The organism is Janthinobacterium leeuwenhoeki (assembly GCF_051380795.1).
In the GTDB taxonomy this organism is placed as follows: domain Bacteria; phylum Pseudomonadota; class Gammaproteobacteria; order Burkholderiales; family Burkholderiaceae_D; genus Janthinobacterium.
Genome location: NZ_JBNYXT010000003.1, coordinates 175,805 through 189,256, shown reverse-complemented (window position 1 = coordinate 189,256; position 13,452 = coordinate 175,805). Strand labels below are relative to the sequence as shown.

Annotated in this window: 14 protein-coding genes and 2 pseudogenes; 8 read left to right on the top strand and 8 right to left on the bottom strand. The window is 64.5% G+C overall.

All coding sequences use genetic code 11. From position 1 onward, the window contains the following. Both ACQ4WS_RS04275 and ACQ4WS_RS04270 read right to left on the bottom strand, forming a co-directional pair. Nucleotides 1-318, bottom strand: coding sequence for a hypothetical protein (locus tag ACQ4WS_RS04275; protein WP_436473949.1), 318 nt, complete (start codon nucleotides 316-318; stop codon nucleotides 1-3). Between the two features lie 125 nt (nucleotides 319-443). Continuing rightward, nucleotides 444-773: a hypothetical protein gene (locus ACQ4WS_RS04270; protein WP_436473948.1), complete on the bottom strand. Its 330-nt coding sequence runs from the start codon at nucleotides 771-773 to the stop codon at nucleotides 444-446. 285 nt (nucleotides 774-1,058) lie between these two features. Between ACQ4WS_RS04270 and ACQ4WS_RS04265 the strand changes: the two genes are divergently transcribed. The 6 genes and pseudogenes from ACQ4WS_RS04265 to ACQ4WS_RS04240 all read left to right on the top strand — a co-directional run. Beyond that, a complete protein-coding gene (locus ACQ4WS_RS04265) occupies nucleotides 1,059-1,376 on the top strand; it encodes a DUF4148 domain-containing protein (protein WP_436473946.1) in 318 nt (105 codons plus the stop codon). A 128-nt stretch (nucleotides 1,377-1,504) separates the two neighbouring features. Next, complete coding sequence (locus ACQ4WS_RS04260; RefSeq protein ID WP_436473944.1) at nucleotides 1,505-2,917, top strand: efflux transporter outer membrane subunit; 1,413 nt, start codon at nucleotides 1,505-1,507, stop codon at nucleotides 2,915-2,917. Nucleotides 2,918-2,989: 72 nt separating this feature from the next. After that, nucleotides 2,990-3,496 (top strand): MarR family winged helix-turn-helix transcriptional regulator, encoded by a 507-nt coding sequence (locus ACQ4WS_RS04255; protein WP_436473943.1) that lies wholly within the window; start codon nucleotides 2,990-2,992, stop codon nucleotides 3,494-3,496. Nucleotides 3,497-3,506: 10 nt separating this feature from the next. Beyond that, nucleotides 3,507-5,651 carry an FUSC family protein gene (locus ACQ4WS_RS04250; protein ID WP_436473941.1) on the top strand — a complete coding sequence of 715 codons (2,145 nt, stop codon included), beginning with the start codon at nucleotides 3,507-3,509 and terminating at the stop codon, nucleotides 5,649-5,651. Next, complete coding sequence (locus tag ACQ4WS_RS04245; protein ID WP_070224633.1) at nucleotides 5,641-5,841, top strand: DUF1656 domain-containing protein; 201 nt, start codon at nucleotides 5,641-5,643, stop codon at nucleotides 5,839-5,841. Before ACQ4WS_RS04250 ends, ACQ4WS_RS04245 begins: the two co-directional genes overlap by 11 nt. 48 nt (nucleotides 5,842-5,889) lie before the next feature. Beyond that, nucleotides 5,890-6,741: pseudogene (locus ACQ4WS_RS04240) on the top strand (efflux RND transporter periplasmic adaptor subunit); the annotation flags it as partial. 42 nt (nucleotides 6,742-6,783) lie between these two features. Here ACQ4WS_RS04240 and ACQ4WS_RS04235 read toward each other — a convergent pair. The 4 genes and pseudogenes from ACQ4WS_RS04235 to ACQ4WS_RS04220 form a co-directional block, all read right to left on the bottom strand. Beyond that, nucleotides 6,784-6,918 (bottom strand): annotated as a pseudogene (locus ACQ4WS_RS04235) (NAD(P)-dependent oxidoreductase); the annotation flags it as partial. 201 nt (nucleotides 6,919-7,119) lie between these two features. Beyond that, complete coding sequence (locus ACQ4WS_RS04230; RefSeq protein WP_436473938.1) at nucleotides 7,120-7,344, bottom strand: hypothetical protein; 225 nt, start codon at nucleotides 7,342-7,344, stop codon at nucleotides 7,120-7,122. A gap of 12 nt (nucleotides 7,345-7,356) precedes the next feature. After that, on the bottom strand, nucleotides 7,357-8,028 hold the full coding sequence (locus ACQ4WS_RS04225) for a thiol:disulfide interchange protein DsbA/DsbL (RefSeq protein WP_436473937.1): 672 nt from the start codon (nucleotides 8,026-8,028) through the stop codon (nucleotides 7,357-7,359). 146 nt (nucleotides 8,029-8,174) lie between these two features. Further along, nucleotides 8,175-9,710: a TonB-dependent receptor domain-containing protein gene (locus ACQ4WS_RS04220; protein WP_436473935.1), complete on the bottom strand. Its 1,536-nt coding sequence runs from the start codon at nucleotides 9,708-9,710 to the stop codon at nucleotides 8,175-8,177. Between the two features lie 228 nt (nucleotides 9,711-9,938). Between ACQ4WS_RS04220 and ACQ4WS_RS04215 the strand changes: the two genes are divergently transcribed. After that, nucleotides 9,939-10,346 (top strand): hypothetical protein, encoded by a 408-nt coding sequence (locus ACQ4WS_RS04215; RefSeq protein WP_436473933.1) that lies wholly within the window; start codon nucleotides 9,939-9,941, stop codon nucleotides 10,344-10,346. 129 nt (nucleotides 10,347-10,475) lie between these two features. Here the strand turns inward: ACQ4WS_RS04215 and ACQ4WS_RS04210 are convergent, their stop codons facing one another. Next, nucleotides 10,476-11,366, bottom strand: a complete 891-nt coding sequence (locus tag ACQ4WS_RS04210; protein WP_436473931.1) for a LysR family transcriptional regulator — start codon at nucleotides 11,364-11,366, stop codon at nucleotides 10,476-10,478. Nucleotides 11,367-11,478: 112 nt separating this feature from the next. On the opposite strand from ACQ4WS_RS04210, the gene ACQ4WS_RS04205 reads away from it, so the two are divergent. Beyond that, complete coding sequence (locus tag ACQ4WS_RS04205; RefSeq protein ID WP_436473929.1) at nucleotides 11,479-12,297, top strand: DODA-type extradiol aromatic ring-opening family dioxygenase; 819 nt, start codon at nucleotides 11,479-11,481, stop codon at nucleotides 12,295-12,297. 52 nt (nucleotides 12,298-12,349) lie between these two features. Here the strand turns inward: ACQ4WS_RS04205 and ylqF are convergent, their stop codons facing one another. Then, the gene (gene ylqF / locus ACQ4WS_RS04200) at nucleotides 12,350-13,270 is read right to left on the bottom strand and encodes a ribosome biogenesis GTPase YlqF (RefSeq protein WP_436474095.1); all 921 of its coding nucleotides are present in this window, start codon (nucleotides 13,268-13,270) and stop codon (nucleotides 12,350-12,352) included. Nucleotides 13,271-13,452: the final 182 nt, after the last annotated feature.

Below are 13,452 nucleotides of genomic sequence, written 5' to 3'. Positions count from 1 at the left end.
TCAGGCGCCCATGCGCACCAGCGCGTGGCCCACGTGCTGCCACCAGTGATCACGCGACTTGACCTGTTTCAGGCAAGAAGAGTCGATTTCCGTAGGAAACACGTGATCCTGGCAAGCCTTCGTTTCCAAGGCATAACGCTGGTTTTCCGCCGCCGCCAGGGCCACGACGAGCCAGAACGTCAGCGCCAGCAAGACCACCAGCACACTCCACGCCAGGTGATTGGTGTTACTTTTTTCACCAAAAAACTCGCGCGGCCGCGTCTCGCGGTACATCAACATCAAGTCTTTTTCTTTCTCTTCCGACATCTGCGTTTGCATCCTGTGACATCCTATCCTGTGCCGGCCGGCTGGCCATGGCGGCGCGCACGCCGCCGTGCCCATATTTTACGCTGATGGCGCAGGAGAGGCGGTAATTCGTGGCGGCCATGCGCCGCCACCCGCCATCAGGGACGCGGCAGCGGCGCCTGCGGCGCGCGCGGTTGGTCATCGTCCCCTTCTGCCGGCGGCGCGGGTACCAGGCGCTCCACATGATCGACGTCGATGTCGCTGCCGTCGGATGTCGCGTTGTGGGGCTCCACGCCGGCCCGGTCGCCAGTACCGGCCGCATCGCTGTCGCTATCGAGCTCTTCCGGGTCCTGGCCCGGCACGCCCTGCATGTCGCTGCCGCTGTCGGAACTGTCGCTGGGACCGAGCGCGCCCTTGCCATGGCCGCTGCCCAGGACGCGGTCGGGGGTGACGGGCAAATTGTCCGGATCGAGTGTGCTGCTGCTCATGGCTGACTCCCGTTGATCAAAAAACCAGCTTACTCCCCTGGCCCGGCCAGCGGCGCACGCCTGCACGGCATTTTCCTTGTGGAAATGCGGCATCGCACAACTATTTTCATAAATTACTTCACAAATGTACTATTCATTGATATAGTTAATTCAAGTAAGCATCTTCTCATCCAGAAACTGCTTCATCGGCGGCATGGCGCCCACCAGCGCCATGCCGCCGAACCGACCGGTAAGTGGCGATCCGGCCCATCCACCCAGCCATCATGCACATTTTGGAGTCTTATCATGCAAGCCAAATCACTCATCGCAGCCTTGTTTGCCATCACCACCGCCACTTCGGCTTTCGCCCAAAGCGCCGCACCTGCCGCTGCCAGCCAGCAACTCACGCGCGCTGACGTCACGGCCGAATACGCCCGTGCCCGCAACGCCGGCGACATCGCCACCAGCGAAGTCGACTACCCGAAAACGCCGGCCACCGCCGCCAGCCAGGTGACGCGCGAGCAAGTCATGGCCGAGTTCTACGCCGCCCGCAAGGCTGGCCTGATCCCGCAAACGGAAGCGGACTTTGATGTCGCGCAAACGGCCAAGCACGTCGTGAAATAAGAAACCACTCAGCCGGTTTCAGTCAGTCAGTAACACACCTCAGTTGCGGCGCAGCACCCGGGCCACTCCCGGCGCTCACCGCGGCGAGCTGTCAGCAGCACCCCAACACCACCTTCCGGAGTCCCTGCATGTCCCTGCACCGCCGTTTGCTTGCCGCCAGCCTGATCCTTGCCTTGAGCGCGTGCGCCGACATGGGCCATATCGCGCCGCAATCGGCCATGCTCGACGCCAACAAGCTGCAAGCGAGCCAGGCCATGGATGCCGCCGCCAGCGCCGCCATACAATGGCCGCGCACGCAATGGTGGCAAGACTTGCACGATCCCCAGTTGAACCGCCTGATGGAGCAGGCACTGGCCGACAGCCCCACGCTGCGCGGCGCCCAGGCACGCGTGCGCCAGGCCGAGGCGCTGGCCGGCGCGTTTGAAGACAAGACCCGCCCGCAGGCGGACGCGAATGTCTCCATCAACCGCGAACTGTATTCGCAGCACGGCAGCACGCCGGCGCCGCTGGCCGGCAATTACGCCTGGCGCAACCAGGCCACCGTCACCGCTTCGTACGACCTGGACCTGTGGGGCCGCAACCGCGCCGCCCTGTCCGCCGCCCTGGGCGACGTGCGGATGGCGTCGGCCGAATCGCAGATGGCGCGCCTGGCGCTGGAAACGGCGCTGGTGCGCACCTACATCCAGCTGTCGTATGAATTCCAGCTGCAGGACGTGATCGAACGCAGCCTGGCGCAGCGCGCCCGCATCCTCGACATCACGCGCCAGCGCAAGGCTGCCGGCATCGGCACGGACATCGACGTGGCGCAGATCGAAACCACCTTGCCGGCAGGCCGCCGCCAGCTGGAGCAGTCGGCCGAGTCGCTGGCCCTGCTGCGCAACCAGCTGGCGGCCCTGGCAGGCAAGGGCCCGGCAGCCGGCTCGGCGTTCACGCGCCCCGTGCTGCGCCTGGACCAGCCGCTGGCCATTCCCGCCGCCCTGCCGGCCGACCTGATCGGCCGCCGGCCCGACATCGCCGCCCAGCGCTGGCGAGTGGAAGCGGCGGCGCAGCGCATCGACGCTGCCAGGGCCGAGTTTTACCCGAACGTCAACCTGGTGGCCTTCGCCGGCTTCCAGGCCTTCGGCTTCAGCCATTTTCTCGACGCCAACTCGGACATCCGCGGCGTCTCGCCCGCGCTGAGCCTGCCCATCTTTGCCGGCCCCCGCCTGCGCGCCCAGCTGGGCAGCCAGACGGCCGTGTACGATGGCGCCGTGGAGCAGTACAACGCCAGCGTCATCAACGCCATGTCGGACGTGGCCAACGCCGTCACGCGCGCCCAGTCGCTGAAAAAGCAGCACCAGTTGACCGTGCAGGCGCTGGCCACGGCGCAGCGCGCGCGCGACCTGGCGGAAAAGGCGTACAAGGCAGGCATGAGCGACGCCATCAACATGCTCAACACGCAAGTGGCGCTGCTGGCGGAAGAACAGCAGCAGGCGCAAAATGGGGCACGCGAACTCGATCTGTACGTTTCCTTGATGAATGCACTGGGAGGCGGCATCTAAGCTTGCAATCCTGGCATTGCCCTAACCCAACAAGATACAATCGGAACTTTATTCACACATGAAGGAATTGACATGACCGCTTTTGACGCCACCTCCAAGCGGCTGCAAAACATCCGCACGCGCATGCCAGGCTTCCCCATGGAACTGATGCGCCTGTTGCGCATGACGTACCACATTCAAAAAGGCATGAAGGATCTGACCAATGCCGCGCTGAAAAAGCACGACCTGGTCGATGCCAGCTACATGGTGCTGGCCGTGCTGTACGGCACGGACGACGAAACCTCGAACGCCTGCACCCTGGGCATGGCCTGCCATGAAAAACCGGCCAACCTGACGCGCGTGTGCAACGACCTGGAAGCGCGCGAGCTGATTCACCGCGGCACGCGTCCCGGCGACCGCCGCTCCGTGATGATTTCGCTGACCGACAAAGGCCGCGCGCTGATCGAAACGGCGCTGCCGGACGTGTACCAGGAAACCTCGGCCCTGTATGAAGGGTTGACGGAAGAAGAACTGCAAGTGCTCGACAAACTGTACATGCGCCAGTTGCGCAATCTCAACAATCTCAACAGCCAGAACTGATCGCCTATCGATGACGCCAGCCACAGCAACAACACCTACATATGGCCCCCTGACCCGGGCGGCCCACTGGCTGGCGCTGGCGCTGCAGGACTGGCGCACGACGGAAGGCGAACGCTGGATCTACATCGGCAAGACCCTCATCGCCGCGTTCTGCGCCCTGTGGCTGGCCTACCGGCTGGGACTCGATTCGCCCAGCACGGCGATGACCACCACCATCATCCTGGCCCTGCCCAGCAGCGGCATGGTGCTGGAAAAAAGTTTTTACCGCCTGTGCGGCACCCTGCTCGGGTGCACGGCCGCGCTGACCCTGATCGGTCTGTTCCCGCAGCAGCCCGTGCTGCTGTTCGCCGGCCTGGCCCTGTGGGTTGGCCTGTGCACGAGCGGCTCGGCCCTGCACCGCAACGCCCAGTCGTATGTGTACGTGCTGGCCGGCTATACGGCCTGCATGATAGTTCTGCCCGCCATCGAGCAGCCGATGCAGGTATTCGCGCTGGCCGTCACGCGCGTGGCAGAAGTAAGCCTGGGCATCATCTGCTCGGCGTTTGTATCCAGCGTGCTACTGCCGCGCCACCAGGGCACGCAGGTGATGCGCACGGTGCAGGCCCGCTATGGCAAATTCCTCACCTTTTGCCAGGACGTGCTGCAGCAAAAGCTCACGCCGGCGCAGGTGGAACTGACGCATTTGCAGTTTGCCGCCGACGTGGCGGCGCTGGAACAGGGCCGCTCGGCCGCCCTGTTCGAAGTCACCAGCAAGGTCAGTCACGTGCGCGCGCAAAACCGCAAGCTGCACGCCTTCAACGCCACCTTCATGACAGCGCTGACCACCTTCTATACTTTCCATCGCCTGTTCGACCGCCTGCAGCGCGATGGCGAGACACAAGTCATGCAAGCCTGCGCGCCCCTGTACGCCATCGTCGCAGAAGCGCTGCAGGGCACGCCTTCGCAAGGCTCGCTCGACACCATGCAGCAGCATCTGCAAACGGCGCTGGGCCAGGCGCGCGCGGACATCGATAGCGCGACCATCGTGCATGCGCAGCGCATCGATTTCGATACCGTGTGCGAGCTGCTGGAACGCTTCGCGCGCGACATGAGCCGCTTTCACGAAGTGTATTTCAGCCTGGCGCACGATACGCCGCTGGAAGTGAGCACGCCGCAGGCGTATGCGCCGAAGACGCCGCCCGCGCTGGTGATCGCCAGCGGCGCGCGCGCGGCCATCAGCCTGGCCCTGCTGGCCCTGGGCGCCTACTTCCTCGCCTGGCCCTACGCCAGCACGGCGATGCTGATGGCGGCCGTGTTCTGCGCGCTGGCCTCGTCCTCGCCGCGCCCCATCCTGATGATCCGGCAAGTGCTGGCGGGCTTTTTGATCGCCATGCCGCTGGCGCTCGTCTGCGTGTATTTCGTGCTGGTGCACGGCGACGGCTTTCCCATGCTGGTACTGAGTTTTGCACCCTTCCTGGCCGTCGGCCTGTATCTGATGACGAATCCGGCCAAGCTGGGCGTGGGCCTGGGCGTGTCGACCTTCATCACGCAGATGGCGCCGACGAATGTGATGCATATCGATGGCGCGGCCTTTTTGAACACGGGCATGGCCCTGATCGTCGGCCTGATGCTGGCCGCCCTCGTGTTTGCCGTGCTGCTGCCCGAGCACACCATGGGCCACAAGGACCATATCGGCCGGGCCCTGTGGCGCGAAGCGCTGCATGCATGCACGGCGCCCGCGCGGCGCGTAAAACACCGCTTCGACAACCGCGTGCGCGACCTGCTCAGCCAGCTCAATGCGGCGGCCGGACCGGCACCGGGCGAGGCCACGCGCGCCGTCGTGCGCCAGGCCCTGACTTTGCTGGAAATCGGCCACTCGGTGATCGAATTGCGCGAATTGATCGCGAGCGCCCGGCCAGGCACCACGCGCCACGCGCTGCAGCAATGCGTGAACCATATCGCCGCCTGGCTGCGCACGCGCAGCGACACGGCACTGCAGGCGGCGCTGGCGGCCACCCTGCAGGCGGGCGCCGTGGTGCGCGCAGCCCAGACGGAAGTCGATGCCACCGCCGAACGCAGCGCGCGTCTGCACACGGCGCTGGCCGACCTGCATTCCATCTACACCTCATTACTCGACCATATGGCGCCTGGCGCCGGAGACCACCATGCCGCGTGAATTCGCCCTGTTCGGAATTCTGATTCCCACCCTGCTACCCCTGTTCATCCTCAGCATCGGCCTGCAAACCCTGCTCGACCGCGTGCTGGGCTGGCTGGGCGTGTACCGCATGGTGTGGCACCCGTCGCTGGCGCGGCTGTGCATCTTCATCGCCATCTTCGGCGCGCTGGCCCTGTCGCTGTACAAATAACGCGCACATAAAAAAATTGTTCAACCCAATCAAGGAAAGGCTGCCGACATGGTAAGCAAACTGACCCGCTATGCAATCACCTTGCTGCTCCTGGCCGCAGCACTGTGGATAGGCAAGACCGTCTGGGACCGCTACATGGAGTCGCCGTGGACGCGCGACGGGCGCATCAAGGCCGATATCATCAACATCAGCGCCGACGTGGCCGGCACCGTCACGGACGTGCTGGTGCGCGACAACCAGGTGGTGCACAAGGGAGATATCCTGTTCGTCGTCGACAAGGAACGCTATGCGAGCGCGCTGGCGCAAGCCGACGCCGTGCTGGCCACGCAAAAAACGGAACTGGGCCGCCGCGGCAAGGAAGCCCAGCGCCGCGCCAATCTGGACGCCAGCATCATCTCGACGGAAAGCCGCGAAAGCGCCGCCTTTGCGGCCAGTTCGGCCTCATCGCAAGTGCAGGCGGCGCTGGCCGCCCGCACCTTGGCGCAATTGAACCTGGAACGCACCACCGTGCGCGCGCCCGTCAGCGGCTACGTGACCAACCTGAACGTGCACAAGGGCGATTTCGCCGCCGTCGGCGCGGCCAAGCTGGCCGTCATCGACAGCGCCTCATACTACGTCGTCGGCTATTTCGAGGAGACCAAGCTGGGCATGCTGGCGCAGGATGACAAGGCGGAAATGAATTTGATGAGCGGCGGCACCCTGCACGGCCACATCGAAAGCATCGCGCGCGGCATCACCGACCGCGACGCCGCCACGGGCCGCGAACTGCTGGCCGACGTCAATCCCACCTTCAACTGGGTGCGCCTGGCGCAGCGCGTGCCCGTGCGCATCCACATCGACGAGCAGCCGAAGGGGCAACTGCTGGTGGCCGGCACTACCTGCACCGTGGTGATCACGCCCCATTCGGCGCCGCCCAAGGCCGCGCCCGCCAAAGCGTCACCTTTAGCGCCCGCCCGCCACGTCGAGGATGCTGCCCGTCACATAGCTGGCGCCCGGCCCCGGCAGATACAGGATGTCGCCGGCGATTTCTTCCGGCTGGCCGCCCGAGGCGTGGATCTCCGTGTAGTTGATGCCGGGTAATCAGGATCACTTCCTTCATTGCCCTTCCTCGACGGTTGTGGTTTCATGATACCCGCAACCTGCAGACGTAAAAAAGCCCGCACAAAGCGGGCAGTTTGCCTATCCGTCCCTCATCGTCACAACGCTGGAGAAAATCGTAGCGAGCAGCAGTGATTGGTGGCCGCAAAGCGCGACGCACAGTCGATTGTATCCGGCGTTCTATGACCTGAAGTGCGTCATGGCATAGCCAAGATGCTGCCACCAGTGCTCGCGCGACTGCACGGACGCCAGGCATTTTGCGTCGACCTCGTTCTTGAACGCGGGATCCACGCAAGCCTTGGTGACCAGCGCATTGCGCTGGTTTTCCACGTTGACGACGGCAATCGCCAGCCACGCCACGAGGGCGAGGGCCAGCGCGCACAAGGTCCAGGGCAGCTGTTTCATGATGCGCTCCGCTTACTTCTTCGCTGGCGCAGGGGCGCGCTCTTTCAGCACGCGCGCCACCAGTTCATCCATCACGCGCAGGGTCGCCGCCTGGGTCTGCGGCTCGGACTGGCCCGGACGCGACAGCTGCGACGGCGATGTGACGAAGCGGCCGTCGATGACGATGGTCGGCGCGCTGTCGATCTTGCTGGCGGTGATCAGCTGTTCGTTGCGTTTCAGCTTGGTCTGCACGCCGAAGGAATTGAACATGTCCAGGTATTTCGCCTTGTCGATGCCATTCTTTACCAGCAGGTCGAGGATGGCGTCATCGCGGTTCAGGCGGTTGCGCTCGACGTGGATGGCGCGGAATATCTTGTCGTGGAACTGCTCCAGCTGGCCCATCGCCTCAAGCGTGGCATAGGCGTGCGCCTGCGGGTCTTTCGGGCCGGAGAAGGCCAGGTGGATGCGGCGGAAGGCGATCTTGTCGCCCTGCTTCTTGACCCAGTCGTGCATCAGCGGATCGAGCGCGTAGCAATGCGGGCAGGAATACATGAAGTACTCCACCACTTCCACCTTCTTGCCCGTGTCCGTACGCACTGGCGTCGGGAGCGTGGTAAAGCCGGTATCGGCCGCCATGGCGCCGCCGGTGGCCGCCACCAGAGTGACGGCGGCAAGCAGGGGACGCAAGAAACGCAGAAAACGCATAATAATCCTTCATCAAAAGTGGTCGTGAACGGGGCGAGATTACCACTTTTTGCGCCAGGCGATGACGCCCCGGCGGAAAAAAACCGTGTTTATCGTCCCGCTTTGCGCCCGCTTAAGCCGTATTTAAGCCCCGCCGCGCTTGCGCCTCAAAAATGGTAGCGCGCCGACACGCGCAGCTGGCGCGCATCCTTGAGGTAAATGCTGGAGCGGCAGCCCGGCGCATCGCCGTAATGGCGACGGTTGGCCAGATTGCTGCCGGCCAGTTCCAGCTCCCAGGCGCCCAGCTTGTGCACATAGCGCCCGTCCACGCTGGCAAACGCGGGCACTTGCGCCAGGCAGCTGCTGGCGAAGTCGGGACCATAGCGCAGGGCGCGCAGCCATTGCAGGCCCACATCGGCACTGGCGCCGCCCTGCCCCGTCCAGTACAGGCGCAGGCTGGCCAGGGTCTTGGGCACGAGGGCGATATCCGGACCGTCATAGGCGTAATCGTCATAGCGCGCATGCACTTGCCGCAACTGAGCGTCGAGGCGCCAGTCGCGCGCCAGCGCCATGCTGGCCTCGATGGCGATGCCGTCGCGGCGCGAGGGGTCGAGGTTGCCCGCAAAACCCAGCTGGCCCAGGCTCTGGTCGAAGACGATCTGGTTACTCAGGCGCTCGCTGAAGACGCGCACGGAAACGCTGCGCGCCGCGTCGCCGAAGGTGGCGCCCACTTCCATTTCGCGCCGCAACTGTCCCGCCAGGGGGCGGTAGCCGGCGCTGGTATAGCCATCGTCGTCGATGCGGTAGCTGCGCGCGGCCTTGGCGTACACGCTCAGTTGCGGGCGCAGTTGCAGGCTGCCCTGCAAGTCCCAGGCATTCTGGTTTTCCCAGTCGCTGCCGCCGGCGGGCATGTCGGCCGGATCGAGCTGGAACTGTTCATGCCGCAATCCCAGCAGCAGGCGCGGCGCATACGCGCCGCCGAAGGCCAGTTCCTCGCGCAGCAGCAGCGCGCGCGAGTACTGGCGGCGCTGCCCATCGCCATCGCGGCCCGAGCGCCGCTGCCATTGCATCAGATCCAGGCCCACTTCCGTATCCGTGCCCACGCCGCCCACCTTGCCGTAATGGCGCAGGCGCGGCGCCAGTTGCCGGCGGCGGCTGCTGTACCGCGATTCTCTGCTGCCGTCCTCGCCCGCATACTGGGCCGTGGCACGTTTTTCCCGCTGCGACAGTTCCACGCCCAGCTCGAAACTGCCCACATAGCGCTGCACGAAGGCACTGGCGCGCCGCACCTCATAGCGGTACAGGTCTTCCGGGCGGGCCGCCAGCAAGGCCAGGAACGGCGCCTCGGGCGCGCGATAGCGGGTGTCCTGGTTCAGCTGGTCGGCGCTGAAACCGAAGCGGCCCTGGCGCACCTTCCATTCCGCGCCGCCGTTGACGCCGCGCTGGTGAAATACGCTGCCATCGCGGTAATTGCCATTGCGCAGCCCATCCATGGCCACGTCGAGCGTCATGCCGCCCTGCTCGCGCGACAGGGCGCCGCGCACGCTGTGCTGGCCGCCCTGCGCCAGTTCGGCGGACAAATCGCCATGCGTGACGCCGGCCGCGCCACCATCCACGCCATCCTGCGCGCACGCCGGCATGGCCAGGGCGCACAGCAGCAAGGCGCGCGTGACAATGGTCAGGACAGGAGGGGCAGGCATCATGGCGGCAGGCTTGAGGCATCACCGCAGCGCGAACGCACGGTAGTGGAAGAGTTGGATGGCAAAAGCGAATCATTATACGCACGGCGCGTGGCGCCGCAACAGCCAGCGGGGCTGCTTGCACAATTCATTGCTTATTTGTAATTTTTGCAGGTATATCAAGCTGCGCCCGGCGATCCTGGGCGCAGCCCACTACATGTAAAAATCAACAAGTCACCGTGGGAGTCAGGCGTGGAACATACGGCCGAAGCGCTGGAAAAAAAGGAGGAAAAGGTAGGCGCGGCGTGGGACAAGGCGCATCCGGACGCCAAGTCCGGCAAGGGCCCGTATGCCTATCTGACCAGCGTGGTCTTGCGCCGCCGCGGCGCACCCGTGCCGCAGGTGCTGCTGCTGAAGTTCGCCGACGGCACGTCCGAACGCGTGGTGTGGGACAACGAGCAGCTGTGGCAGCGCCACACCTGGAGCAAGCCCGTGAAGGCCGTCTCGGCGGAACTCGATCCCGACCGCGTGCACTACCTCGACGTCAACAAACTCGATGACAGCCGCCCCCTGAAGGCCGACAAATCCGCCGCGCGGCGCTGGAGCGTCGACCTTGCCGCCGCCTTCCAATACCTCCTTTCCCTGATTGCCATCGTATGAGCGCCACTTCCACGACACGGGCCAGCCGCGCCGCCCTGCAATGGCGCTTGCTGCTGTGGGCGGGCCTGGTAGTGACGGCCGCGCGCGCGCCTGTTCGCGCTGATCGACGTCAAGCGCTCGCTCGCGTAATCAAGCCCCCAGGCGTCCTTCATCGGCCAGGAAGTCGATGAAGGTGCGCACTTTCGAGGACAGGTAGCGGCGGCTGGTGTAGACGGCGTACACCTTGCCGCCCGCCAACTTGAAATCATCGAAGAGGCGCACCAGCCGCCCCGCCGCCAGGTCGGCATCCGTCTGCCACGACGGCAGCAGGGCGATGCCCATGCCGTCGAGCGCGGCCGCGTGCAACAAGCTTTCGTTATTGCATTGCAGCACGGGCGAGAACTTCACCGTCTCGTGTCCCTGCGGCCCGTCGAAAGACAGTTCATTGCCATTTGACAACAAGGAATAGCTGATCATGGCGTGCCGCGCCAGGTCCTGCGGCGTTTGCGGGTGGCCCGCGCGCGCCAGGTAGGCGGGCGCGGCCACCAGGTGAAAAGCGATGCTGCCGATGGGCCGCGCGATCAGGGTCGGCGACGGCGCCTGGCTCACGCGCAGGGCCAGATCAAACCCCTCTTCCACCAGGTTGACCACTCTTCCGCTCAAATCGATGTCGAACGTCACTTCCGGAAAGCGTTCGCGGTAGGCTGCCAGGGTGCGCGTAAAGATGGCGTTGGCGAACCAGACGGGGGCGCTCAGGCGCAGCATGCCGCGCGGCACCACCGTCGTGCGGCCCACCGTCGCTTCCACCTCGTCGAGATTGTCGAGCATGTCGCGGCACTGTTCAAAATACACTTTGCCGATTTCCGTCAGGCTCAGGTGGCGGCTGCTGCGGTTCAGCAGCCGCGCGCCCAGGTGGCGCTCCAGGTGCATCACGTGCTTGCTGACCATGGCCGGCGACAGATCCAGGCGTTCGCTGGCGCGCACAAAACTGTCCAGCTCCACCACGGCGCGAAACACGCGCATGCTGCGCAAGGTATCCATGACCATCCAATCATCAACAAAATGGAAATGATATATCAATAATTGCGATCTTGATCAACTGAGCGCGCATGACTATCATCGATAGCATCAGTCATTCCACTCCGGAGCCGCCATGCAAGAGCACACCTTCCCTACTTACTTCCTGTCGCACGGCGGCGGCCCGTGGCCGTTCATGAAAGACCAGTTCGGCGGCCGCTACGACGTACTCGAAGCGTCCCTGCAGGATATCCCGCGCCAGATCGGCGCGCGGCCGACAGCCGTGCTGGTGGTCACGGCGCACTGGGAAGGGCCGCAATTCCTCGTCTCGGCCAGTCCCCGGCCGGGCATGATCTACGATTATTCGGGCTTTCCGCCGCACACGTATCAGATCCAGTACCCGGCGCCCGGCGCGCCGGAACTGGCGGCGCAAGTCAAGCAGTTGCTCGATGCAAACGGCCATCCGGCACGCCTGGACCATGAGCGTGGGTTCGACCACGGCACCTTCAGCGCCCTGTTTCCCATCTACCCGCAAGCCGACATGCCGCTGGTGCAATTGTCGCTGAAACACGGTTACGACCCGCTCACGCACATCGAGGTGGGCCGCGCACTGGCCAGCTTGCGCCGGCAAGGCGTGCTGATACTCGGCAGCGGCCTCAGCTACCATAACTTACGCCAGTTCGGCCAGGCAGGCGCCGTCGCCTCGCAGCAGTTCGACGCCTGGCTACGCCAGGCCATGGCCCTGCCGCCAGAACAAAGGCTGGAGCAATTGCTGGCCTGGGACCATGCACCGGGCGCGCGCCAGGCCCATCCGCAGGAAGACCATCTGCTGCCGCTGATGGTGGCGCTCGGCGCGGCCGAACAGGAAGCGGCGCAGGTCGTGTACCACGAGGAGGATTTCTTTGGGGCGCTGGCGGTGACCAGTTTCAGGTTTGGAGAAGGCGCAGCCGCATAAAAAAAACGCCGCGACAGCCATGTCGCGGCGTTTTTCTTGGTAAAGCGGCAACTTACGTGCCGCGCTTGCCGCGCGCCGCATTCTTCGCCTTCTCGGCGGCAATCTCCGCTGCCTTGGCCGCTTTTTCCGCCATCTCGGCCGCGTGCTGGGCCAGCAAGGCCGCGCGCGTGTCCGGCGTTTCCAGCGAGATGCGTCCCAGGATGCCGCTGCGGTAGTCGAGCAGCAAGGTGTGCGAGGCTTTCTCGAAATCGTAGTCGCCGCCCTTGATGCGGAAGCCGCGCTTGGCGGCGATGCCCTCGACCACGCCGATGGCATCGACTTCCTCGACCTTGGTGCCGTAGCGGGCCGCCAGCAAGTCCGGGTAGCGCTTGAGCAATTCCTCGGCCAGGAACACGGCCACTTCCTCTTCGATCAGCGCGTTCGAGCCGATGGCGTGGCTGGCCGCCAGCATCAGGCCGTCGCTGGGGATGGCGATCTTTGGCCACAGCATGCCGGGCGTGTCGACGAGGATGGTGTTCTTGTCCAGATACAGCTTTTGCTGCATTTTCGTCACGGCCGGCTCATCGCCGACTTTCGCCACGCGTTTTTTCAGCAGCGCATTCATCAGGGTCGATTTGCCCACGTTGGGGATGCCCATGATCATGATGCGCAGCGGCTTTGTCGGCACGCCGCGGTGTGGCGCCAGCGACTTGGCCAAGTCCGGGATGCGCGCCACGTCGCCCGGCTTCTTGGTCGTCATCGCATACGCGGTCACGCCTTCCTGGGCATTGAAATAGGCTACCCAGGCGGCAGTGGCGGCAGGGTCGGCCAAGTCGGTCTTGTTGAGGATTTTCAGGCAAGGGCGCTGGCGGAACAGGCGCAACTCGTCCACCATCGGATTGCAGCTGGCTGCCGGCAGGCGCGCGTCCACCACTTCAATCACCAGATCGGTGTTCTCCATGGTCTCGGCCGCTTTCTTGCGGGCCGCGTTCATGTGTCCTGGGTACCATTGTATCGCCATGCTCTTGCTTTCAAAATCGTTCGGTCAATCCGCTATTTTACGTGGTTGCCGCCACGACGTCCCATTTTCCGCCGCCAGCGCCAGCCGTGCGACACGAACGAGACAATTGGTGATAATTTGGCAGTTACATGAATGATAAGATCCGCAGTCCGTCC